The sequence below is a fragment of the Kitasatospora sp. NPDC048286 genome (genome assembly GCF_043201735.1).
GTDB lineage: Bacteria > Actinomycetota > Actinomycetes > Streptomycetales > Streptomycetaceae > Kitasatospora.
In genome coordinates, this window is record NZ_JBICZE010000013.1 from 37,601 (window position 1) to 60,319 (window position 22,719).

The 22,719-nt window shown below is 75.3% G+C and carries 14 protein-coding genes and 1 pseudogene; 9 read left to right on the forward strand and 6 right to left on the reverse strand.

Features of this window, described 5'->3' with window-relative positions; genetic code table 11:
- Positions 1-316: 316 nt before the first annotated feature.
- The 5 genes from ACGF13_RS28560 (at position 317) to ACGF13_RS28580 (ending at position 11,206) form a co-directional block, all read left to right on the forward strand.
- Positions 317-3,418 carry an amino acid adenylation domain-containing protein gene (locus tag ACGF13_RS28560; protein WP_392880381.1) on the forward strand — a complete coding sequence of 1,034 codons (3,102 nt, stop codon included), beginning with the start codon at positions 317-319 and terminating at the stop codon, positions 3,416-3,418.
- Positions 3,415-4,590 carry an acyl-CoA dehydrogenase family protein gene (locus ACGF13_RS28565; protein ID WP_392880384.1) on the forward strand — a complete coding sequence of 392 codons (1,176 nt, stop codon included), beginning with the start codon at positions 3,415-3,417 and terminating at the stop codon, positions 4,588-4,590. Before ACGF13_RS28560 ends, ACGF13_RS28565 begins: the two co-directional genes overlap by 4 nt.
- A gap of 40 nt (positions 4,591-4,630) precedes the next feature.
- Positions 4,631-6,454 carry an AMP-binding protein gene (locus ACGF13_RS28570; RefSeq protein ID WP_392880387.1) on the forward strand — a complete coding sequence of 608 codons (1,824 nt, stop codon included), beginning with the start codon at positions 4,631-4,633 and terminating at the stop codon, positions 6,452-6,454.
- 70 nt (positions 6,455-6,524) lie between these two features.
- Positions 6,525-8,372, forward strand: coding sequence for a non-ribosomal peptide synthetase (locus ACGF13_RS28575; RefSeq protein ID WP_392880390.1), 1,848 nt, complete (start codon positions 6,525-6,527; stop codon positions 8,370-8,372).
- Positions 8,369-11,206 (forward strand): condensation domain-containing protein, encoded by a 2,838-nt coding sequence (locus tag ACGF13_RS28580; protein WP_392880391.1) that lies wholly within the window; start codon positions 8,369-8,371, stop codon positions 11,204-11,206. The genes ACGF13_RS28575 and ACGF13_RS28580 overlap by 4 nt, the downstream gene beginning before the upstream one ends.
- Before the next feature lie 130 nt (positions 11,207-11,336).
- Here ACGF13_RS28580 and ACGF13_RS28585 read toward each other — a convergent pair whose 3' ends face one another.
- The 4 genes from ACGF13_RS28585 to ACGF13_RS28600 form a co-directional block, all read right to left on the reverse strand.
- Entirely contained in the window at positions 11,337-11,864 is a 528-nt protein-coding gene (locus ACGF13_RS28585) for a hypothetical protein (RefSeq protein WP_392880393.1), read from the reverse strand.
- A 37-nt stretch (positions 11,865-11,901) separates the two neighbouring features.
- On the reverse strand, positions 11,902-13,164 hold the full coding sequence (locus ACGF13_RS28590; protein WP_392880396.1) for a VWA-like domain-containing protein: 1,263 nt from the start codon (positions 13,162-13,164) through the stop codon (positions 11,902-11,904).
- Between the two features lie 77 nt (positions 13,165-13,241).
- Positions 13,242-14,465, reverse strand: coding sequence for an AAA family ATPase (locus ACGF13_RS28595; protein ID WP_392880398.1), 1,224 nt, complete (start codon positions 14,463-14,465; stop codon positions 13,242-13,244).
- 128 nt (positions 14,466-14,593) lie between these two features.
- Positions 14,594-15,961, reverse strand: a complete 1,368-nt coding sequence (locus ACGF13_RS28600; RefSeq protein WP_392880400.1) for a hypothetical protein — start codon at positions 15,959-15,961, stop codon at positions 14,594-14,596.
- 268 nt (positions 15,962-16,229) lie between these two features.
- Here ACGF13_RS28600 and ACGF13_RS28605 point away from each other — a divergent pair, with 268 nt between their 5' ends.
- On the forward strand, positions 16,230-16,925 hold the full coding sequence (locus ACGF13_RS28605) for a polysaccharide deacetylase family protein (protein ID WP_392880402.1): 696 nt from the start codon (positions 16,230-16,232) through the stop codon (positions 16,923-16,925).
- A gap of 25 nt (positions 16,926-16,950) precedes the next feature.
- Here ACGF13_RS28605 and ACGF13_RS28610 read toward each other — a convergent pair whose 3' ends face one another.
- Positions 16,951-17,445: a DUF1772 domain-containing protein gene (locus tag ACGF13_RS28610; protein ID WP_392880405.1), complete on the reverse strand. Its 495-nt coding sequence runs from the start codon at positions 17,443-17,445 to the stop codon at positions 16,951-16,953.
- 249 nt (positions 17,446-17,694) lie between these two features.
- Between ACGF13_RS28610 and ACGF13_RS28615 the strand changes: the two genes are divergently transcribed.
- Positions 17,695-18,273: a TetR/AcrR family transcriptional regulator gene (locus ACGF13_RS28615; protein WP_392880408.1), complete on the forward strand. Its 579-nt coding sequence runs from the start codon at positions 17,695-17,697 to the stop codon at positions 18,271-18,273.
- A 96-nt stretch (positions 18,274-18,369) separates the two neighbouring features.
- Positions 18,370-19,518 (forward strand): GDSL-type esterase/lipase family protein, encoded by a 1,149-nt coding sequence (locus ACGF13_RS28620; protein ID WP_392880411.1) that lies wholly within the window; start codon positions 18,370-18,372, stop codon positions 19,516-19,518.
- Between the two features lie 143 nt (positions 19,519-19,661).
- Here the strand turns inward: ACGF13_RS28620 and tpx are convergent, their stop codons facing one another.
- Positions 19,662-20,162, reverse strand: coding sequence for a thiol peroxidase (tpx, locus tag ACGF13_RS28625; RefSeq protein ID WP_392880414.1), 501 nt, complete (start codon positions 20,160-20,162; stop codon positions 19,662-19,664).
- Between the two features lie 641 nt (positions 20,163-20,803).
- Between tpx and ACGF13_RS28630 the strand changes: the two are divergent.
- A pseudogene (locus tag ACGF13_RS28630) lies at positions 20,804-22,714 on the forward strand (PA14 domain-containing protein); the annotation flags it as partial.
- Positions 22,715-22,719 lie beyond the last annotated feature (5 nt).

A 22,719-nucleotide genomic window follows, 5' to 3' on the forward strand; every position in this document is an offset into this window, starting at 1 on the left:
CGCCTGAACACGCCCCGCCCTCCCGGGCCCGCCCCTTCGAACCCACCCGCTCCGAACCAGCCCGCCTCGTACGCCCGCGCCCGCACGCCCCAGGCTGCCGGCCCACCCCGCGGGCCCCGAACTCCCACACCGGATCCACCACATCGGACCCACCACGCCCGCCCGCGCGCGTCCTGCACGCCGCCGGACGGGATCCCCGGGCCCCGGGCCGCACCTCACCCCGGTGCGGCCCGGCCCACCGGCCGACGCGGGAACACCCCACGCCCGCTTCCGGCCACAGCAGTGCCGACACGCCCACCACACAAGGGAATCGACCATGTTCGCACTCACGCCGTCGCAAGAGATCGTCTGGCTGCACGAACAGATGCTGCCGGGCAGCCGCGCCTACAACTTCACCGCCGTCCTCGACCTGTGGGGCACCCTCGACCGGGACGCGCTGCACACCGGCCTCGCCGCCGTGCTGGCCCACCACCCCGGCCTGCGGCTGGAGTTGGTGCCCAGCCCGGAGGGGCTGCCCGGCCAGCGGGTCGCCGAGGACTGTGAACCGGAGCTGCGCCAGAGCGACTTCAGCACCGAGCAGGACCCGGAGGCCGCCTTCCGCCGGCTGCTCGCCGCCGAGGCCGAGGAGCCGCTGGACACCGGGCGGGCACCGGTGCTGCGCTGGCACCTGGTCCGGCTCGCCGAGGACCACCACCGGCTGATCCACGTCGAGCACCACCTCGTCCACGACGGCCACTCCTTCGCGATCCTGCTGCGCGACCTGTTCACCGTCTACCGCGCCACCGTCCTCGGCGAGCCGTACGAGCTGCCCGTCGCCCCCTCGTACGAGGACCACGCCCGCGCCGCCGCCGACCTCCCCCGGGACCGCGGACTCGACTTCTGGACCAGGGAGCTGGCCGACGCGCCGCGCGAGGTCACGCTGCCCGGGCTGGCCCGGCCGCGCGCCGAACGGCGCCACCGCGGCGGCCAGTTGCGCCAGTCGATCGGCGCCGACCTGGCCGAGCGGCTGCGCGAGCGCAGCAAGGTGGACGGCCACACCCCGTTCAGTACCCTGCTCGCCCTGTTCGCCGAACTGCTGCGCCGGCACAGCGGCCACCGCGAGCTGGTGATCGGCACCGCCGTCGGCAACCGCCCGGAGGGCTTCGAGAGCACCGTCGGCATGTTCGTCAACACCGTCCCGCTGCGCCTGCGGCTGGACCCGACGGCCCCCGGCACCGAGGCCGTCGACGAGGTGACCGACGTCCTGCTGCGCGCGCTGCCGTACCAGGACCTTCCGGTTCAGGAGCTGACCCGCCGGCTCGGACTGCACACCACCGGCGCCGACAACCCGCTGTTCAACGTGATGTTCAGCGCGCACGACGCGGCCCTGCCCGACGTCCAGGCGCCCGGCCTGGAGGTCTCGCTGTACGAGGGCTTCAACACCGGCACCACCCGCTTCGACCTCGACCTGGTGCTGCTGCCCGACGACCGCCGGGTGGTCGGCGAGAAGCACGGCGCCGCCGGGATGACCCTGGTCTGGGACTACGACGCCGACCTGTTCCGCGAGTCCGACGCGGTGCTGCTCTCCGAGCGACTGCTGGAGCTGCTGCGCTGCTACCTGGACCGCCCGCAGGTGCCGATCGCCGACCTGGACCCCGCGCCCGAGGCTGCGCAGGCCACCCCGGTCGCCCCGATCGCCCTGGCCGCCCTCGACCCGGCCGCCGCCCACGACCCGGCCTCGCTCGCCCTGATGGCCGGCACCGAGCGGATCAGCTACGGCGAACTCGACCGCAGGGTAGCCGAGGTGGTCGAGCGGCTGCGCGCCGCCGGGGTCGCGCCGGGCCAGCCGGTGGCCGCCGTGCTGCCGCGCGGCGCCGACAGCGTGGTCGCCCTGCTCGCCTGCCTGCGCCACGGCGCCGTCTACGCGCCGCTGTCCACCGAGGACCCGGCCGCCCGGCTCGGCCTGCTGCTGGAGCGGCTGAACCCGGCACTCGTCCTGGCCACCCGGCAGAGCGCGCTCGCGCTGCCCGCCGAGGGCTTCACCCCGGCGCTGCTGGACGGCCCGGCCTTCCCGAAGGCCGAGCCCGCCGCCGTCCTGGACGGCGCCGCCTACCTGATCCACACCTCCGGCTCCACCGGCGTGCCCAAGCCCGTCCAGGTCGGCCGCGAGGCCCTCGCCGGGTACGTCGCCGCGATCGTCGACCGCTACGAACTCACCTCCGCCGACCGGGTGCTGCTGTTCGCCCGGCCGTCCTTCGACGTGGCCCTGGAGGAGGTGCTGCCCGCCCTCGCGGCCGGCGCCGCCCTCGTCGTGCCGCAGCGCGAGGTGCCCACCGGCCCCGAGCTGGTGGCCGTACTGGCCGCCCGCGGCGTCACCGTCGCCAACCTGCCGACCAGCTACCTGCTCGCCGTCCGCGAGGACCTGCGCGAGGCGCTGGGCGACGGCCGCTGGACGCCCCGGCTGCTGGTGCTCGGCGGCGAGCGGCTGCCCGCCCGGGCCCTGGCCGGCCTGACCGAGGCCACCACCGTGCTGAACGCCTACGGCGTCACCGAGGCCACCGTCACCTCCACCGTGTACGAGGTCACCGCCGCCGACGTCGCCGAGGACGGCGAGATCCCGCTCGGCGCCGAACTCGGCGGCGTGCTGGTCCACGTCCTGGACGACACCCTGCGCCCGCTCGCCCCCGGCTGCGTCGGCGAACTCGTCGTCGGCGGCGCCATGGTGGCCGACGGGTACCTGGGCCTGCCGGAGCCGACCGCGGCCCGCTTCGTGACCGTCCCCGCGCTCGGCGACGCCCGCGTCTACCGCACCGGCGACCGCGGCTTCCGCGACCTGGACGGCCGGCTGCGCTTCCTCGGCCGCGCCGACAACCAGGTCAAGCTGCGCGGCCACCGGATCGAGCTGGAGGAGATCGAGGCCGCCGCCTCCGCCGAACTCGGCGGCCGCTCCTGCGCGGTGCTGCTGCACACCGACCCGCGGACCGGCCCCCGCCTGGTCGGCTTCCTGGAGGGTTCCGACCGCCCCGACCAGGCCGCCCTGCACGAGGCGCTCGCCCGCCGGCTGCCCGGCGGACTCGTCCCGGCCGGCTGGACGGCCGTCGCCGCGATGCCGACCCTGCCCGGCGGCAAGCCCGACCGGGCCGCCCTCGCCCGACTGGCGGACGAGGCCCAGGAGGCCCCCGAGGCGGGCGAGAGCACGCCGAGCGAGTTCACCGACCCCGGCCAGCGGCTGATCGCCGCCGCCTGGCGCGAGGTGCTCGGCCACGACCGCTTCACCGCGGACTCGCACTTCTTCGAGGTCGGCGGCCACTCGCTGCTCGCCGCCCAGCTCGCCGCCCAGCTGGAGCCGCACCTCGGCAGCCGCCCGCCGCTGCGCACCCTGTTCCGCCACGCCGTGCTGGCCGACCAGGCCAAGGCCCTCACCGGAGGTGCCAAGTGAGCTCCCCCTCCGCCGTCCTGGAAGACGGCCACCGCGAACTCGTCGAGGCCTTCGAGAGCTTCGTGCGCCGCGAACTCGTCCCGCTGGCCGCCGAGTTGCCCGAGACCGCCGACCAGGTCCCGGCCGACCTGCGGACCTACGTCCGCAAGCGCTCCGCCGCCCTCGGCTTCTACGCGGGCGACTACCCCGAGGAACTCGGCGGCGCCGGCATGCCGTTCACCGCCGTCGTCCTGCTGCACCACGCCGCCGGGCGCAGCGGCTGCGTGCTCGCCCCGTACGCGCTGGCCGGCGCCGACGGGCCCAGCCCGCTGCTGCGGCACGGCACCCCCGAACAGGTCGAGCGCCACCTGGTTCCGCTGGTGCGCGGCGAGCAGACCCGCTGCCTCGCCCTCACCGAGCCGAACGCCGGCTCCGACGCGTTCCGCCTCGCCACCACCGCCGTGCGCACCGGCGACGGCTGGGTGCTCAACGGCCGCAAGACCTTCGTCAGCAACGCCGAGCACGCCGGGATCGCGCTGGTCGTCGCCGCCACCGACCTCGGGGACGGCGCCGGGCCCACGGGCGGCGCCACCGCCTTCGTGCTGCCGATGGACCAGCCCGGACTGCGGCTCGGCCAGCGGTACGAGGGCATGTCCGGAGAGCCGCTGTCCGAGCTGCTGCTGGACGGGGTCACCGTCGGCCCGGAGGCCGTCATCGGCGGCGAGGAGGGCGTCGGCGCGGCCACCGCCCTCGCCATCGACAGCCTCTCGCGCGGTCGGCTGGTGGTCGCCGCGATGTGCAACGGCATCGCCGAGCACGCGCTGAGGATCGGTGTCGAGTACGCCAAGGACCGGCGCGCGTTCGGCCGGGTGATCGGCGAGTACCAGCACGTCCAGGAGCACCTGGTCGCCACCCTGGCCGAGGTCGAGGCCTCCAAGCTGCTCACCCTCGCCTGCGCCCGGCTGGTCGACGAGGGCACCGAGTCGCCCGAGAACGCGGCGCTCGCCAAGCTCACCGCCTCCGAGACCGCCGTGCGCGCGGTGGACCGCTCGCTCCAGGTGCACGGGGCCACCGGCTGGGTGCGCGGGCACCCGCTGGAGTTCCTGTACCGCTACGTCCGGATGACCACGATCATCGAGGGGACCTCGGAGGTCCAGAAGGTGATCATCGCCCGCTCGATGGGCCTGAACTGACGGTTCGTCACCTACGTTCGCCACCTTCCTGGAGATGATGATGGAACACCTTGACACCACCAAGGCCCCGAGCACCGAGGGCCTGAGCATCGCCTACGGCCGTCCGCACCAGGACGGCGCGGTGCTCGACCTGTTCACCACCTGGGTGCACCGCACCCCCGACGCCCCCGCCCTGATCGACGGCGAGCAGGTCCACAGCTACGCCGAACTCGACCGCCTCGCCGACACCGTGGCCGAGGCGCTGCGCGGCAGGGTCGGCCCGGGCGACCTGCTCGGCGTCTGTCTCGCCCACTCGGTCTCGCTGGTCGCCGTCACCCTGGCCGCCGCCAAGCTCGGCGCCGTCCACCTGCCGCTCGGCCCGCGCCCCGGCGAGCGCCGGCTTCGCGCCGTCGCCGAGCAGCTCCGCCCGGCCTGCCTGGTCGGCGAGCCGGACCTGCTGCCGCCCGGCGGCGAGCGGCTGGCGCTGGACCTGCCCACCCCCGGTGTGGTGGCCGCCCTGAACCCCGGCGAGCAGGTACGCGTCCCGGTCGGCACCCACTACGCGGTGCTCACCTCCGGCTCCACCGGAACCCCGAAGGCCGTCGCCGTCACCGAGCCCGCGCTCGGCGCGCTGCTCCAGTGGTACCGCGGGCTGGCCGGCCTCGGCCCCGGGGAGCGGCACAGCCTGCTGATCGGCGTCGCCTTCGACCCGCACCTGCAGGAGCTGTGGGCCGGCCTCACCTCCGGTGCGGCCCTGGTCGTCGCCCCCGAGGCGGTCCGCTGGGACACCGGTGCGCTCACCGACTGGTGGCGCGAGGCCGGCATCACCGCGTCCATCCTGCCCACCCCGCTGGCCGAGCCCGTCCTCGGCCGGCCCTGGCCCGCCGGCCTGGCGCTGCGCCACCTGGTGATCGGCGGCGACCGGCTGCGCCTGGCCCCCGGGCCGGACGTCACCGCGACCGTCCACAACGCGTACGGGCCCGCCGAGGCCACCGTCACCACCACCATGCACACCATGGCCCCCGGCGGCGACCACGGCGCCGGCGCCCCGCCGATCGGCCTGCCGATCGACGGCGCCGTCCTCCTGGTCACCGACGAGGACGGCCGGCCGGTGCCGCGCGGCACGGCCGGCGAGCTGCGGATCGGCGGCCGAGGCCTGGCCGCCGGGTACCTCGACCCCGAGCTGACCGCCCGCCGCTTCGTCGACGCGCCCGCCGGCGTGGTCGGCACCGACCGGGTCTACCGCACCGGCGACCGGGTGGTCATGCGAGCGGACGGCGTGCTGGAGTTCCACGGCCGCCTGGACGACCAGGTCAAGGTCAGCGGCGTGCGGATCGAACCCGCCGAGGTCGAGGCCGCCTTCGAACGCGACCCGAAGGTGCGGCGGGCGGTCGTCGCCGCCGAGCAGGCGCCGACCGGTGGGGCGCGACTGCTCGCCTTCGTCCAGGCCGAGGACGGCGCCGACCCCGCGGCGCTGCTCGACGCCGTCCGCCCCTGGCTGCCCGAACAGGCCGTGCCCTCCGCCGTCCGGCTGGTGGAGCGCTTCCCGCTGGACGCCAACGGCAAGGTGGACCGCCAGGCCCTGCTGGCCGACGCCCCGGCGGCGGGCCAGGACGAGACGGCCCCGAGCGAGGAGGGGAGCACCCCGGTCGAGCGCACCGTGCTCAAGCTCTGCCGCGAGCTGATCGGCCGCGGCGACCTCGGACCGGAGGACAACTTCCTGGCCGCGGGCGGCAACTCGCTCGCCGCGGCGAGACTGCTGGAGGCTCTGGAGAACGAGTACGGCGTCCGGCTGCGCGCTCCCCTGGTGCTGCGCCAGCCGGACCTGCGGGCCGTCGCCCGACTGGTCGAGGAGCGGGTGGCCGAGCTGACGACCACCGCCTGACCCCGCCCGAACCTCCTCAGCGCGGCGCCCCGGCCCACCCGGCCGGGGCGCCCGGAAGGGAACCACCACCATGACCACCGCGACCTCGCCCGCCGCTACGTCGCCCGCCTCGGCCCCCGCGAACCCGTCCGGCCTGAGCGCCGCGACCCTGCCCGCGCTGCCCGTGCCCGCACTGATCGCCCGGCAGGCCGGACTCCGGCCCGACGCGCTCGCCGTGACCGACGGCTCCACCGTCCTGACCTACCGCGAACTCGTCGACGCCGCAGGCCGGTTGGCCGCCGTCCTGGCCGCCCGGGGGATCGGCCCCGGCAGTGCCGTCGGCCTGCTGTGCGCCCACTCGACCCGGCTCGTCGTCGCCCAGCTCGCCGTCTGGCGGGCCGGCGCGCTCGTCGTCCCGATCGACCCCTCCTACCCGCGCCCCCGGATCGCCGAGATGACCGCCGACGCGGACGTCCGGCTCGTCCTCGGAGACAAGGCCCTGCTCGCCGAGGCCGGGCTCCCCGAGGAGCGCACCCTCGTGCTGACCGAGCGCGGCACCGAGGCCACCGACGGCACGGCACCCGACGCCGCCGACCCGGCCGCGCCCGCCCTGCTCTACTACACCTCCGGCTCCACCGGCCGTCCCAAGGGCGTCCTCGTCCCGCACGGCGCCGTCACCGACCTGGTCACCGCCGAGGACACCGTCGCCCTCGGCCCGCGCGACCGGATGCTCCTCCACTCCACCGTCTCCTTCGACGCCGCCACCTTCGAACTGTGGACCCCGCTCGCCCGCGGCGCCGCCGTGGCCGTCTCCCCGGCCGAGCGGCCCAGCGCCGAGGACCTCGTCCGCGACGTCGAGCGCTTCGGCGTCACCGCCGTCTTCCTCACCACCGCGCTCTTCCACCACCTGGCCGCCCGGCGGTCCCGGGTCTTCGGCGTGCTGCGCACCGTCGTCGTCGGCGGCGAGGCGATCTCCGCCGAGCACGCGGGCGCCGTACTGCGGGCCTTCCCCTGGCTCGAACTGGTCAACGGGTACGGGCCGACCGAGGCCACCACCTTCACCACCCTGCACTGGATCACCCGCGCCGACTGCGCCGGCTCCGTCCCGATCGGCCGGACCTTCGGCGGCGCCCGCGCCCACGTCCTGGACGAGCAGCTCGCGCCGGTGGCGCCGGGCGCCGTCGGCGAGCTGTGGATCGCCGGCGACCGGCTGGCCCTCGGCTACCTCGACCGGCCGGAGCTGACCGCCGAGCGCTTCCGCGAACTGCCGGGCGTCGGACGCGCCTACCGCAGCGGCGACCGGGTCCGCCGACTGCCGGACGGCTCCCTGGAGTACCACGGGCGCACCGACGACCAGGTCAAGGTGCGCGGCTTCCGGATCGAACCCGGCGAGGTCGAGCACGCGCTGCTCCAGCTGCCCGAGGTCGCCGAGGCGGCCGTCGTGGTCCGCCGGCCCGGGCAGGCCGACGCCGCGCTCACCGCCTGCCTGGTGCTCGCCGAGGGCGCCCGCCCGGCCGTCGAGACGCTGCGCGCCCGCCTCGCCGAGCAGCTGCCCGCCCACCTGGTGCCCACCGCCTGGACCGTACTCGCCGCGCTGCCGCTGACCGGCAGCGGAAAGGTGGACCGGCGGGCGCTGGCCGCCGACGGTCCGGCCGAGGCGCAGCCGTCCGCCGAGGCCGAACTCGGCCCGATCCAGCAGGTCGTCGCCGAGGCGTGGAGCCGGGCCCTGGAACGCCCGATCACCGACCCGGCCGCCGACTTCCTCGCCGAGGGCGGGCACTCGCTGCTCGCCATGTGGGTGGTGGACGACCTGCGCGAGGACCTCGGGGTCGAGCTGTCGCTCGCCGACTTCCTCGCCCATCCGACCGTCGCCGCCCAGGCCGAGCTGCTGGAACGCGCCCTGCTCGCCGCCGACGACACCCCGGGAGCCGACCGATGAGCACCGTCGACCAGACCGACCTGCTGCGCCGCGCCCGCGGCCGCCGCGCCGCCGCCACACCCGCCGCCGCGCCCGCCCGCCCCGTCGCGGACGGTGACCAGGCCCCCCTCTCGCACGCCCAGCAGCGGATGTGGCTGATGGACCACCTCGGCCAGGGCGGCGCCCTCTACAACGTGCCGGTCGCCACCCGGCTGCGCGGCCCGCTCGACCGGGCGGCCCTCGCCACCGCGCTCACCGGCCTGACCGAGCGGCACGCCGTCCTGCGCACCCGCTACCCGCGCCGGGGCGACCAGCCGTACCAGCAGGTCGACCCGGTCACCCCGGTGCCGCTGCCGGTGCTGGACGCCACCGGACCGGAGCAGCTCGCAGCCGAGGCCGCCCGGCCGTTCGACCTCGCCACCGGGCCCGTGCTGCGCGCCGTGCTTCTGCGGCACGGGCCCGAGGACCACACGCTCCTGCTGACGATCCATCACATCGCCATCGACGGTGGAGCGTTGCGGTTCGTCGCGGAGGACCTCGCCGAGCTGTACCGCGCCGCGCGCGACGGCGTGCCGGACCGGCTTGCGGCCCCGGCCCCGTCGTACGCCGACTACGCCCGCCAGGAGCGCGCCCGGGACGCCGAGTTGACGGCCGCCGCCGACACCCTCGCGGCCGGGCTGTCCGGGGCGCGCCCCCTGTCGCTGCTGCGGCCCGTCCCGCCCGGCGCCCGCGAGCGCCGCGCCGTGCTGCACACCGCGCCGCTGGAGCCGGCGGTGCTGGAGGAGCTGCGCGTCCTCGGCGCACGGCACGGCGCCACGCTGTTCACCGTCGTGCTGGCCGCCGCGTTCGCCGCACTGCACATCGCCTCCGGGCAGGACGACCTCGTCCTCGGCTGCGCCAGCGGCCACCGCGCGCGGCCCGAGTTCCGCCGGACCGTCGGACTCGCGGTCAACACCCTCGCCGTGCGGGCGGATCCGTCCGGGGACCCGACCTTCGCCGAACTGCTCGGCCTGGTCCGCACCGCCCTGCTCGACGCGCAGCAGCACCACGAGGTGCCCCTTGACCTGGTGGTCGAGCGGCTCGGCGCGGCCGCGCGCGGCGCGGACGGCACCCCGCTGCTCTCGGTCAGCTGCGACCTCGTCCAGAACGTCGACCCGCTGGTGCTGCCCGGCCTCGACACCGAGAACGTTGAACTCGACCTGGGGCTGGCCAAGTTCGGCCTCACCCTGCTGGTGGAGGACGGCCCGGAGCCGCGCTGCCTGCTGCAGCACGACGGGGACGCGCTGGACCAGGACACCGCCGCCCGGCTGCTCGACGCCTTCGCGGCACTGCTCACCGCCGTGGCCGGCGACCCGCGGCGGCGGCTGTCCGACCTGCCCGGAGAGCGGTTGACGATCGCCGAACACCCGGTCGTGGAAGCCCTGTCGGCCCACCCCGCGGTGGTCGAGGCGGCCGTGGTCGACAACCCCGGCGGCCCGCCGCTCGCCTACGCGGTGGTGCGCGGTCCGGTCGTCCCGAGCGGGACCGACCTGCGGGCCGGCCTGCGCGGGCGCCTCCCGGCCGGCGAACTGCCGCTCGCCGTCACCCTGGTGGACCGGTTGCCCCGCCACCCCGACGGCACCCCCGACCGCGACCGGCTGCCCGGCGCCGCGCCGCTGTCCGACCGCCCGGCTCCGCCGTCCGACCAGGCTCCGCCGCAGGAAGGCCCGCTGGACGTCGTACGGCAGGAGTTCGGTGAACTCCTCGGCACCACCGCGCCCGCCGACGGCGACTTCTTCGCCCTCGGCGGCCACTCCCTGGTCGCCGTCCAGCTCGCCGAACGCCTGCGCACCCGCACCGGGCTGCCGCTCACCGGCCTCGACATCCTGGAACAGCGCACCCCGCGCGCCCTCGCCGCCCTGCTCGCCACCCGCGCCGACGAGCGCAGCGCCGCCCTCGCCCGGGCCGGCGCCCGCCCGCGGACCACCGGCGCCCGCACCGGCACCGTCCTGCTCACCGGCGCCACCGGCGGGGTCGGCGCGGCCGTGCTCCAGGAACTGATGGCCCAGGGCCGACCGGTCCGGGTGCTGGTCCGGCCCGAGTCCGCGCACCTGCCCGCACTGAACGGCGCCGAGGTGGCGGAGGGCGACCTCGGGGACCTCGACAGCCTGCGCCGGGCCGTCGAGGGCGTGGACGCCGTCATCCACTCCGCCTGCACCTTCACCGACCACGCCACCGACCTCGCCGCGATGCGCGCCCTGGTGGACGGCTGGCGGGGCGGCCCGTTCGTCTTCGTCAGCAGCATCGACGCGTACGGCCGCCCGGCGGGCACCGAAGTCGCCGAGGGCGGCCCGAGCGGCGCTCCCGTCACCCCGTACGGGCAGGCCAAGCTGGACTGCGAGCGGATCCTCTTCGAGGCCGCCGCCACCGGCCGCGGCCAGGCCACCGCCGTCCGCGCGCCGATCGTCTGGGGCCCGCACCACCGCCTGCGCGACCAGCTCCGCTGGGGCGCCACCGGCCCGCTCTACCAGGCCGCCCTGGCCGGCCTGCCGATCGCGGTGCCGCCCGCCGACGCGTGGTACGGCGCCTCCTGGGTGCACTCCGCCGCCCTGGCCCGCGCCCTCACCGCCTGCCTCACCCCGGACCACCCCGCCGCCGGCCGGGTCGTCAACGCGGTGAGCGGACACGTCTCCTGGGCCGACTTCACCACCGAACTGGTCCGCCTGCTCGGCTCCGACAGCCCCGTCGCCGCCACCCCCGACGCCGAGGAGGAACTCCACCGCCCCTGGCACTACCGGGCGGACACCCTGGCCGGCCCCCTCGCCCCCGAACCCGGCGAGGACTGGCGCGACGTTCTGGCGGCCATGGTCCGCTGAGCGCCCGCCGCGGGCGGAGGGGCCGGCGGCCGGTCCCTCCGCCGGCGGGTGGCTCCTCCGGCCGCGGTTGGTCACTCCGGCCGCGGCCGGTCCTTCCGCCCGCGGTTGGTCACTCCAGCGGCAACGCCCGCTACCGGCGGCGCCGCAGGCGGGAGGCCGCGATGTTGCGGGTGCGCCGGGTACGGCCGCGCTCGGCGAGGAGGTCCAGCACGCGCCTCGCCGAGGACTCCTCGGCGAGGCGTGCCTGGAGCCAGGTGTCCGCCTCGGACAGCTGCTCCTCCTCCCACGGCTCGTCCAGGGTGATCGCCCGCAGCAGCGCCCAGTCCCGCAGGCGCCGGCCGGCGAAGGGGTCGGCCGCCGTGGCGTCGGCCAACTCCCGGTGCCAGGCCGGGAAGCCCGGTTCCGTCAGCAGCTCCGCCGCCCGCCGGTCCAGGTACTCGCAGACCGCGCAGCTCGCCATCGAGTGCTCCGGGTCGGTCAGCACCCGGGCCGCGAGGCCGGCCGCGTCCTCGGGCGCCACCTCCGCGAAGGCCCTGCGGTACCGCGCGAACCGTACGTGCTCGTCCGGCTCGAAGCCTTCCGCGCCGGCCACCGCCGTCCGCGTCACCGAGCTGTCCCCTTCCGTCGCCGCCCTGGCCAGGGGCCCCGTGTCCGTCACCTGCCCGATCCTCGCACGGCCGCGACCGGACGCCCGCTCAGCCGATGGTCACCACCCGCGCCCACTGCGGTGGGGCGCTCGGCCGGTACTCCGCCCGGTTCTCGTTGTACCGGATCGGCCTCGGGAAGAGCCCGACCACCGTGCGGCAGGCCGGGGCGGCGGAGGGCCACGGGGTCTGGCCGTCGGTCAGGACCACCACCACGTCCGGGCGGGGATGACCGCGCAGGGCGGCGTCGAAGCCGGTACGCAGGTCGGTGCCGCCCCCGCCGATCAGCGGGATGCCCTCGGCCCGGCAGAGCTGGTGGACGGCCTGGGCGGCCGCGTCGCAGGGGACGACGGTGACCTGGTCGCGGCGGCCGCCGACGGCCCGGCCGATCGCCGCGACCTCCAGCAGCGCGCTGCCCAGTTCGTCGTCCGAGACCGAGCCGGAGGTGTCGATGATCACCGAGACCCGGGGCGGGCGCCGCCGCAGGCTCGGCAGCAGCACGCCCGGCACCCCGGCCGAGCGGCGGGCGGGGCGGCCGTAGCTGTAGTCCTCGCCCGCTCCCGCGCCGGACACCGCCGAGCGCACCGCCGCGCCCAGCAGCTGCCGCCACGGCTGCGGCGGGTGGAACGCCTCCTCGGCCCAGCGCTTCCAGCCCGCCGGGGCGGTGCCGGGGCGGCCCCGGATGCCCTCGGCGACCCGGAAGCGCACCGCGTCGCGCTCCTGGGCGGTGAGCCCGTGACCGCCGTCGGGGCCGAGGTCCCACGGGCGGTCCAGGCCGTCGGCGCCGCTGCCGCACTCCAGCCAGGCCGCCTCCAGGTGGCCCGGGTGGGAGCGGTACCGGCGTACGTACTCCTCCATGAGCAGCCCCTCCGGCAGTTGGAGCATCTCCGCCCTGATGGCGCCGGCCGGGCTGGTCAGACCGTCGCCGTACACGTCGTCGTTGATCTCGCAGTCGGCGGCGATGTTCATCCGCAGCCGGGCGGCCGGGCCCTCCAGATTGAGTTCCCGGGCGAGCCGGTCGCCGCGCCCGTGGTGGTCGCGCAGCAGGTGCGAGACCTCGTGCACCCAGACGCCGGCCAGCTGGTCCACCGGGGTGCGGGCGACGAAGGCCGGCGAGGCGTAGCAGCGCCAGTACCGGTCCACGGCCATGGTCGGCACCTGCCGGGACTCCACCAGGTGGAGGGCGAACAGGGCCGTCGCCAGGTAGGGGCGGACCCGGGCGGCGTACAGCCGGGCGGTGTACAGCTTCTCCAGGTCCAGCGGTGGGGACGGCGCGTTCGCGGTGCCGCCGGGGCTTTTCGTCGCAGCGCTCATCGCCCCGCCGCCCGCCGTGCGGCTCGTCGGTCCGCCGCTCGCCGTGCGGCTCATCGCCCCGTCGCCTGCCGTGCCGCTCATCGCCCCGCCGCCCGCGCCTGCCCGCTGCCGACGAGGTCGGCCCGGCGGGAGACCGCGAGCGCCGGGGTGAGCCGCTCGATCGCCGCCGGCACGTCCCAGTCCTCCCGGCGCAGCGAGGCCAGCGTGGTCGCCGGGACGACCAGCAGGTCCGGCGCGCCCGTCTCCAGGGCCCGGACCAACAGCGCCCAGGCCGCGTCCCAGCGCGCCCGGTCCGGCCGGTTGCGGACCGCCGCGACCACCCCGTCCAGCACCGCCTGGCGCAGGTCCCCGCGTTCGGGCAGCACCGCGCCGGCCGGGTCGGCGAGCAGGTCCTCCGGATCCGGCAGGTCCATCCGGTCCGTGTACGCCATCAGCTCCAGCCCCGGGCCGTCCCCGACGGCGCCGCGCACCAGCAGCGACAGCACCTCCCGGGAGGACCCGGCCGCGGTCGCGAAGGCGATCAGCCGCAGCGTCATGTCCCAGCTGCGCGGGGAAGGCCAGGCGCCGCCGCGCCGGGTCTCGGTGGTGGGCAGCCGGTGCACCAGCTCGGGGCGGGCCGCCAGCAGCCCGCACACCGCGCGCCGGGCCAGTGCGACGGCGGCCGGCAGCGCCTGCGGGTCGAGCCGGGGCAGGGTGGCCACCGGCCAGACGCCGCCGAGGCCGCGCACCACCACCTCGTGGTCGTGCGCCCACTGGAGGTGGACGAAGCGGTTGGCCAGCGGCGGACTCAGCTCCCAGCCGTCGGCCGCCGAGGAGCGCGGGTTGGCGGCGGCCACGATCCGTACGCCGGGCGGGAGTTTGAGCGTGCCGATGCGCCGCTCCAGGACCAGCCGGAGCAGTGCGGCCTGGACGGCGGGCGGCGCGGTGGACAGCTCGTCCAGGAACAGCAGCCCGTGCCCGGCCCGCACCAGCCTGACCGCCCAGTCCGGCGGGGCCATCGGGACGCCCTGCTGCGCCGGGTCGTCGCCGACGATGGGCAGGCCGGAGAAGTCGGAGGGCTCGTGGACGCTGGCGATCACCGTGGTCAGCGGCAGTTCGAGGGCCTCGGCGAGCTGGTTGAGCGCGGCGGTCTTGCCGATGCCGGGCTCGCCCCAGAGCAGCACGGGCAGGTCGGCGGCTACGGCCAGGGTGAGCGCCTCCAGCTGGGTGTCGGCGCGCGGTTCGGTGGTGGTGTCGGCCAGCAGGTCGAGCAGCTGCCGGGCGACGTCGAGGCGGGCGGCTTCGGGAGTGCGGACGGGCATGGGTGATCACCTCAAGGTGTCTGGTGCGGAAGGGTGTTCGGAGCTCGGCGGTCAGCGTCGGCTTCGGCTTCGGCGTCAGCGTCGGTACCGGTGTTCGGTGTTGGTGTTCGGTGCCGGCGTCGTCGGCTTCAGCGGAGCGAGGCCAGACGCGGGCGGGCCCGGAACGAGGCGTGGCGCGGGCGGAAGGCCGGGCTGCCCGGGCGCGTGCTGTGGCGCACGCGTGGCAACGGGTAGTTGAGGACAGCGGCCCCGGTCAGACCCGCCCGGTAGAGGCCGTAGGCGATTCGCCGCTCGGCCGCCGCCGCCAGCTCGTCACGCAGCGGTCCGTCGCGCAGCACCGCCTCCGGTCCGAGCAGGGCCTCGACCACGGCCAGCGCCCCGGAGGTGTCGCCGTGGTCCAACCGCTCACGCACACCGGTCAGTTGGGCAGGTCGGCGGTGCGTGAGGTCGATCGCCCGCAGACAGGGCAGCGGGGTGCCGGACAGGGCGGCCAGCAGCTCCTCGCGGCGCAGCTCGGCCGGCTCGTGGTCGAGCGGGACGAGCGCCCCGTCGACCAGCCCGATCCGGTGCAGCGCCCCTCGGCAGTCCACCAGCCGGTGGGGCTCGGGCCCTGTCGCCGCCCGCGTCAGGGGTGCCTGCCCGGGCGCCAGCGCGGCCGCCACCAGGGGGTGCAGCCGCTCGGCCTCGATCGCCCCGCTGCGGAGCAGGTCGAGGTCGGGCGGCACCCAGGTCGCGGCATCGGGCAGCAGCGGCAGCCCCGAGACGTTGCCGAGGGCCTCCGCCGTTGACCCGTCCGGTCCGAGCAGAAGCCGCCGACGACGTCCGAGCCGCACCACCACGGGCCCGGGCGGCAGCCCGTCCGCGCGTAGCAGCAACTCGGCCTCGGCAGCCCAGCGGTCGGCCGCCCAGCGTCGGGACGGATCGGCAAGTTCCGTAGCGGGCCCGTTGGTTGGTGGATCTCCGGTTCCGGACCGGACGGCCAGCTCCGTGCTGCGCCCGGCGTCCCAGAGGTGCCGGTGCAGGTCGTAGCGGAACCGTCGGCCGGGACGCGGACGCGGGTGCGGCGACCGGCCGTCGTCACCGAGCCCGTCCCAGAGCGCCAGGCTGACCCGCTGCCCGTACTCCGCCCAGGCGGGCGGCGTGCGAACCACGAGGAAGACCGGCGGCTCGCCGGGGTAGCGGGCCAGCGGCACGGTGAGCCCGGGCCGCAGCAGCCCGTCGGGAGCGGACCTCGGTAGGTGCCAGCGCAGCAAATCCGGTGCCAGGCAGCGGAGATCGGCCCGTATTCGGTCGGCGAGCTCCCGCCCGTGGACGCGGGCGACGTCCCGCAGGCGGAAGTCGACCTCGACGTTGGCGGCGGCGCAGGCCCCGGCCCAGTCGCCGACCAGGCGGCGGGCGGTGGCGGTTTCGATCATGGAGGGCGGCACGGCGTACTCGCGTACGCGCCGCCAGAAGGAGAGGCGGGAGTCGTTCCCGTGCGCGGGGTGAGTGGGCATCAGCACTCACTCTTCGCGGACGGGACCCCCATTCTGTGGACAGCGTGAGTGGTCATCGCGGGGGAGCATAGCCTCCCCGTACCGTTGTTCGCCACACCGTTCCGATTCGCCGGATGGTTCCGCGACCCCGGTCCGGCGGGGCCTGCCCCCGGCCCCCGCCGTACGACTGGCCGATTCCGTTCGCCGGCGACCGACGAGGGCTCGCGGCGGACGGCCCGCCGGGAGCAGACTGGCCGAGGCACGGGAGTTCCGACCCCAGGGGGCAGGCATGTCCGTACGACCCGGCAGGCGCAAGGCAGTCGGCAGGCTCCGGACCGTGATCGGCGCCCTCGTCGTCGCCCTGGCGGCGGGAGCCGCGGTGGCCCTGCCCGTCGCGGACGCGGAGGCGGCCGGCACCAAGGGCGGCAAGGTGGTCTACCTGACCTTCGACGACGGCCCCAGCCCGGCGTACACGCCCAAGGTCCTGGCGACGCTCGCCCGGTACGGGGTGCGCGCGACCTTCTTCGAGATCGGGCAGAACGTCGCCGCCCACCCCTCGGTGACCGCGCAGGTCGCCAGGCAGGGCCACAGCGTGCAGAACCACTCCTGGTCGCACCCGGACCTGCGCAAGCTCTCCGCCGCGGCGCTCAACGCCCAGGTGGCCAATACCGACAAGGCCATCCGGGCACAGACCGGCCGCACCCCGAGCTGCCTGCGCCCGCCGTACGGCGCGGTCAACAGCACGGTGCGCTCGAAGGCCTCGGCGCTCGGCAAGCAGGTCGTGCTCTGGTCGGTGGACCCGGCGGACTGGTCCCGCCCCGGCACGGCCGCGATCAGGTCGCGGGTGCTGAGCAACGTCCGCCCCGGCTCGGTGATCCTGCTGCACGACGGCGGCGGCGACCGCAGCCAGACGGTGGCCGCCCTGCCGGAGATCATCTCCACGCTCAAGGCGCGCGGGTACGGCTTCGCCACCCTCTGCGGCTGAGCCCGGCGGGCGGCAGTGAGCCCGGTCAGCTCCGGCCGTTGAGCACGAGCGCCCAGGCGAGGCAGGCCAGGGCGCCGGTCGACAACAGCGCGCGCAGCACGTTGAAGCGCACCCAGCGCGCCTCGAAGCGGCTGCGCACCGCGGCCGGGTCGGTGATCCGCTGGACCGGCCCGGCGGCCTCGAGCTCGTCGTTCAGCGGGATGTTGACCGAGCGGGTGACGCCGATCACCGCGACGTACAGCACCAGCGCGGCGACGGTCGCGGGCAGTGCGTCGTGCCCGTCCGAGGGCAGGTGCAGGGCCACCGCGGCCGCGGTGGCGAGCAGGGCGCCGACGAAGCCGAGGGCGAACCAGCCGTTCAGGATCGCCTTGTTGACGCGCTGCATGACCTCGATGAACGTCCGGTCGTCGACCCGCGCGAGCGCGGGCATGACCGAGCACGAGTAGCCGTAGAACAGTCCTGCGGTCAGTCCGCAGGTGACGGTGGCCGCCACCAGGACGAGCGTGCGCGCCGTTTCCATCGTCGTGAGCCCCTCTTCTCGCTGTCGATGTCGATGTCGCTGTCGGTGTCGCCGTGCCGCGGGCGCCGTCTCTCGGGCCGTATCCCAGGCGCCGATCATCCGGCATCAGGGCGGCGCCGAGCCACCTCAATCGCTCCTGGTGGGTCGATCGGGCCCTTTGCCCCTTCGCCATTTCACCGTTTGCCTAAAGTATTTAGGTAATCCGATACTGTCCGTAGAACGATGACGTGACGGTACGGGAGGACGCACATGGCCAGGGCAGGACTGACCGTCGACCGCCTGGTCGTCGCGGGCGCCGAACTCGCCGACCGGGTCGGCTTCGACCAGGTGACCGTCGCCGCGGTCGCCCGCGGCTTCGGCGTCCGGACCGCCAGCCTCTACTCCCACGTCAAGAGCTCCCAGGATCTCAGGACCCGGATCGCCCTGTACGCCCTGGAGGAGCTCGCGGACCTCGTCGCCGACGCGCTCGCCGGCCGGGCGGGCCGCGACGCCCTCGCCGCCTTCGCGGACGCCTACCGCGACTACGCGACGCGCCACCCCGGCCGCTACGACGCGACCCGCCTACGTCTGGACCCCGAGACGGCCGCCGGCAGCGCGGGTGTCCGGCACGCTCAGATGGCGAGGGCGGTCCTGCGCGGCTACGACCTGGGGGAGCCGGAGCAGACCCACGCGGTACGGATGCTCGGCAGCGTCTTCCACGGCTACATCAGCCTGGAGGCGGCCGGCGGCTTCGGTCACACCCCCGTCGACCCTCGGCAGTCCTGGGGGTGGATCATCGACTCCCTCGACGCCCTGCTGCGCGCGGGCGGAGCCCGTGCGGCCGGCTGATGCGTTCCTCGTGCGGCCCGGGGTGCGCCCGCACCGGCCGTATGTCCCAAGGAACTTGCGCGACCTGTATGCCTGGACGAACCGGAGAGTGGCACCATGACGACGATCACCACCCCCGTCACCGAGGGCCTCCTCCGCGGCCACCTCGATGTCGAACACACCCGCCGCGGTCTGTTGCCGCACCGCCTGCCCGCCGGTGCCCGTCGGCGGATTCCGGACGAGCAGCTCGCGATGGCCGAGTCGCAGCCCTCCGGTGTGCGGTTGGCCTTCCGTACCCGTGCCACCGCTGTCACCCTGCACGCCGTCCCCACCAAGCGGGCCTATCCGGGTGTCCCGGACGGCGTCTACGACCTCCTGGTGGACGGCCGACTGGCCGCGCAGGCCGGTGTCCCCGGCGGGAACGTGCGCACCGTCGACCTCGCCACCGGCCGCGTCGAACTGACCGAAGGGCCGCCGGGCAGCGCCCGGTTCACCGGCCTGCCGGGGCGGGACAAGACCGTCGAGATCTGGCTTCCGCACACGGAGACCACCGAGCTGATCGCGCTGGAAACCGACGCCCCGATCGAGCCGCTCCCGGCCGGCACGCGCAAGCGCTGGGTGCACCACGGCAGTTCGATCAGCCATGGCTCCAACGCCGAGCATCCGACGGGCACATGGCCTGCCCTGGTGGCCAACGGCGCGGGTCTGGACCTCGTCAACCTGGGCTTCGGCGGCGGCGCGCTGCTCGACCCGTTCACCGCGCGCACCATCCGTGACACCCCGGCGGATCTGATCAGCCTCAAACTCGGCATCAACGTGGTGAACGCCGACGTGATGCGCCTGCGTGCCTTCACCCCGGCCGTCCACGGCTTCCTGGACACCATCCGGGACGGCCACCCGACCACACCGCTGCTGGTCGTCTCCCCGCTGCTGTGCCCGCTCCACGAAACCGTGCCGGGCCCGCTCGCCCCCGACTTCAGCGGCGGCACCCTGCGCTTCCGCGCCACGGGCGACCCCGCCGATGTCGCGGCGGGTCGGCTGACCCTCACCGTCATCCGTGCCGAACTGGCTCGTATCGTCGCCGACCGCAGAGCCGAGGGCGACCACCACCTGCACCACCTGGACGGTCTCGCCCTCTTCGGTGAGCCCGACCAGGACGCCCACCCGCTGCCCGACGGCCTCCACCCTTCCCAGCGGGCGCACCGGCTCATCGCGGAGCGTTTCACCGAACTCGCCCTCGCCCCCGGGCGGGCGCTGGCGCGGTGAGCGCCCCCGGCCGGCTGGCGGGTGTGTGAAGGCCCGCCCCGCAGTCCTTGGCTCCACCCCCGGAGCGGGGCTGGGTGCGGGGGTGCGGGGCGGGCCTTCGTGGTACGCAAAGGGGGGCACCGTCGATCACGGTGCCGGGTGGGTCAGTTGAGGACGGCGAGCGCGGCGTCGTAGTTCGGCTCGTCGGCGATCTCCGCGACCAGCTCGGTGTGGAGGACGGTGTCGTTCTCGTCGAGGACGACGACGGCGCGGGCGGTGAGGCCGGCGAGGGGGCCGTCGACGATGGCCACGCCGTAGGTGTCGTGGAAGTCGCGGGCGCGCAGGGTGGAGAGGGTCTTGACGTTGTCGAGGCCTTCGGCGCCGCAGAACCGGGCCTGCGCGAAGGGGAGGTCGGCGGAGACGCAGAGCACGACGGTGTTGTCGAGCGAGCCGGCCTTGGCGTTGAACGCGCGCACCGAGTTCGCGCAGGTCGGGGTGTCGACGCTGGGGAAGATGTTGAGGACCTTGCGCTTGCCGGCGAAGTCCTTCAGGGACACGTCGGCGAGTCCTTCGCCGACGAGGGTGAATGCGGGTGCCTGGGTGCCGGTGGCGGGCAGTGCGCCGCCGATCTGTACCGGGTTGCCCTTCAGCGTGACCTGAGCCATGAAAAGTCTCCTACCAGCGGTATACGGGATACAACGCGCCGATCCTACTGCCCGCCCCTGTTCCCGCCAGGGGGCGGCCGCCGATCCGGACACCCTGGTACTCCTGACACCCCGGCCCCGTCGCTGGAGCACCGTCTCCACCCCGCGTTCCACAGCCGCCGGACGGCCGCCTTGGACCACGAGGTCGTGGGCGCCTTCGTCCGGACCACGGAGCGCAACGGCGTCAGGCGGCGCAACCGCTGTGCGGTTCAAGCCAAGTCGGGGTGCCGGCGGCGGTCGGTGGGCGGCTTCGCTTCCACGCGCCGGAGCGCGCGATCTCAGGCATGTCCCTGACAGGGGCGGTGCGGTGATGGTGGCCGGTCCGCTGGGGGAGCGTTCGGTGGCGGGCCCGACGGTGCGGGGATTCCGGCCAAGGTCCCGGCGCGACGACGGCGACGGCGCCGCAGTGGGTCGGGCACTTCACGGTCAACCAGCGGGTGGGCGATCCGGGGCCGGCGCCGACCGACCACCTGGGGCCGGTGACGGTGAACCTGTTCAACGGCAACGCACACGTCGAGGCCGCCGGGCCCGCGTTCCAGACCGTCGGCGGATCGGCCGGGGTGAACCTCGCGTACAACTCCCGGCAGGGCGCCCCGCACGGCGTGCGCGCCTCGTACTTCAACGACTCGCGGCACGCGGGCACCCCGGACGCGATCCCGGTGATGGTGCGCGGCGAGTCCCAGGTCAACCTGGACTGGGGCATCGCGTGGACCGGCAACCCGGACAACCTGCCGTGGCGGGACAACCCGATGCCGCCCGCGCTGGACAAGAACTGGTTCGTCGTGCGCTGGGAGGGTCAGTTCAAGGCCCCGGTGACCGGGGACTTCCGGTTCGCGGGCGCGCACACCGACGGTGCGCGGGTCTGGCTGGGTGACAAGCTGGTCTACGACAACCCCGACCCCGGCGATCCCGGCGACGACTTCCTGCTGCCCGGCCCGCACAGGGCCCAGGAGGTCGCGCTGAAAGCCGGTCAGCTGGTGCCCGTCCGCGTCGAGTTGTACCACCACTCCGACCAGCGCCCCCGCATGGTGCTGTGGGCCAAGAGCAGCATCGGCGCCGACGACCAGCGCAGCCACAACCTCGAACCGCGGATCGTGCCGACGGAATGGCTGCTCTCCTCGGACTCGGAGTCGCTGCCGCCGGGGTGGACGCTGTCGGCCCAGTCCAGCGGCTACAGCCACGCCGAGATGCTGGACGGCTCGGTCGTGCTCACCGATGCCGCCGGCGGCAAGCACACCTGGGCCAAGGCCTCCACGGGCGGCTACACGCCCCCGGTCGGGGAGGACGTTGTGCTCGCCTTCGACAGCGCGGGCCGGATCTCGGTCACCGAGGGCGACACGGTATCGCTGTTCAACCCCGACGGCACGCTGGCCGCCGTGGAGTCGGTGCTGGACGGCACGAAGCCCGCGGCCCTGCAGTACGTCTACAGCGGGACGCCGCCCCGGCTGACCCGGATCAAGGACCCGGTCTCCGGCCGATCGCACCAGCTGTTCTACAACACCGACGGCGGCGACAGCTGTTACGGCGGGGTGCCCCGCCCGCCGGGCTCGGACCCGGCCCCGGCGCAGATGCTGTGCCGGATCCGCTACTGGGACGGCAGCGAGACCCGGCTGTGGTACCAGATGGGCACCCTGGCCCGGATCGAGAATCCCGGCGCGGCCATGCAGGACTTCGACTACGTCGGCCGGGCCTCGGCCAAGGAGCGCTACGACCAGGCCGGCGACAACGAGGAGGAGAAGCAGAAGGCCCTGGACAGCATCGGGCCGCTGGCCACCCTCCGCGGCAGCCTGGCCTACGACTGGGTGGCCCGCCAGGCCCCGTCCGCGGCGAACGGGTGCACCAACACCGGTGACACCGCCGCCGCCTGCACGGTGATCGGCTACGACTCCGTGGTCGAACAGCCCCAGGAACCGTCCGCCCTGCGCGCGGTTCAGGTGCTGGCACCGGCCCCGGACGGCCGGTCGAGCGGGCTGCGGGCCGAGCACTTCTACCAGTACTATCTCGACCGGAAGCAGGCCACCGTGGCGCTGGCCGGGGTGTACGACTCGACCCGTTCGCGCACCGTGACCTACGACGACGCCGGCCGCGCCCTGGTCACCACCGACTTCACCGGGGCGAGCATCTCCGCGGAGTGGAACGCCAAGGACCAGGCCACCGCCGCGGTCGACAGTGCCGGCCGACGCTCCACCACGGTGTACGACCACGCCGACCGCCCGGTCGACAAGTACGGGCCCGCACCGGCGTCCTGCTTCAGCGGACCGACCCCGACGGCCGCGTGTGCGGCGAAGATGCCGCACAGCCACACCACCTACGACGAGGGGCTGACGGGGCTGTCGGCCGCCTTCTACGACAACCCGGAGCTGTCGGGTGTTCCGAAGGTCTTCGCCACCGGGGTCGGCGCCGCTGACGGATCGCTGGCCCGGCCGTGGGGAGCGAGCCCGCCGGTGGCCAACACCGGTGGCTGGTCGGGCCGGTTCACCGGCGAGGTCCGGTTCCCCGCGACCGGGGACTACGGCCT

Excerpts from the sequence above, each read along its gene's own strand:
- ACGF13_RS28560 (WP_392880381.1), top strand. The coding sequence starts at position 317 with ATGTTCGCACTCACGCCGTCGCAAGAGATCGTCTGGCTGCACGAACAG.
- ACGF13_RS28570 (WP_392880387.1), top strand. The coding sequence starts at position 4,631 with ATGGAACACCTTGACACCACCAAGGCCCCGAGCACCGAGGGCCTGAGC.
- ACGF13_RS28575 (WP_392880390.1), top strand. The coding sequence starts at position 6,525 with ATGACCACCGCGACCTCGCCCGCCGCTACGTCGCCCGCCTCGGCCCCC.
- ACGF13_RS28580 (WP_392880391.1), top strand. The coding sequence starts at position 8,369 with ATGAGCACCGTCGACCAGACCGACCTGCTGCGCCGCGCCCGCGGCCGC.
- ACGF13_RS28590 (WP_392880396.1), bottom strand. The coding sequence starts at position 13,164 with ATGAGCGCTGCGACGAAAAGCCCCGGCGGCACCGCGAACGCGCCGTCC.
- ACGF13_RS28595 (WP_392880398.1), bottom strand. The coding sequence starts at position 14,465 with ATGCCCGTCCGCACTCCCGAAGCCGCCCGCCTCGACGTCGCCCGGCAG.
- ACGF13_RS28600 (WP_392880400.1), bottom strand. The coding sequence starts at position 15,961 with ATGCCCACTCACCCCGCGCACGGGAACGACTCCCGCCTCTCCTTCTGG.
- ACGF13_RS28605 (WP_392880402.1), top strand. The coding sequence starts at position 16,230 with ATGTCCGTACGACCCGGCAGGCGCAAGGCAGTCGGCAGGCTCCGGACC.
- ACGF13_RS28610 (WP_392880405.1), bottom strand. The coding sequence starts at position 17,445 with ATGGAAACGGCGCGCACGCTCGTCCTGGTGGCGGCCACCGTCACCTGC.
- ACGF13_RS28615 (WP_392880408.1), top strand. The coding sequence starts at position 17,695 with ATGGCCAGGGCAGGACTGACCGTCGACCGCCTGGTCGTCGCGGGCGCC.
- ACGF13_RS28620 (WP_392880411.1), top strand. The coding sequence starts at position 18,370 with ATGACGACGATCACCACCCCCGTCACCGAGGGCCTCCTCCGCGGCCAC.
- tpx (WP_392880414.1), bottom strand. The coding sequence starts at position 20,162 with ATGGCTCAGGTCACGCTGAAGGGCAACCCGGTACAGATCGGCGGCGCA.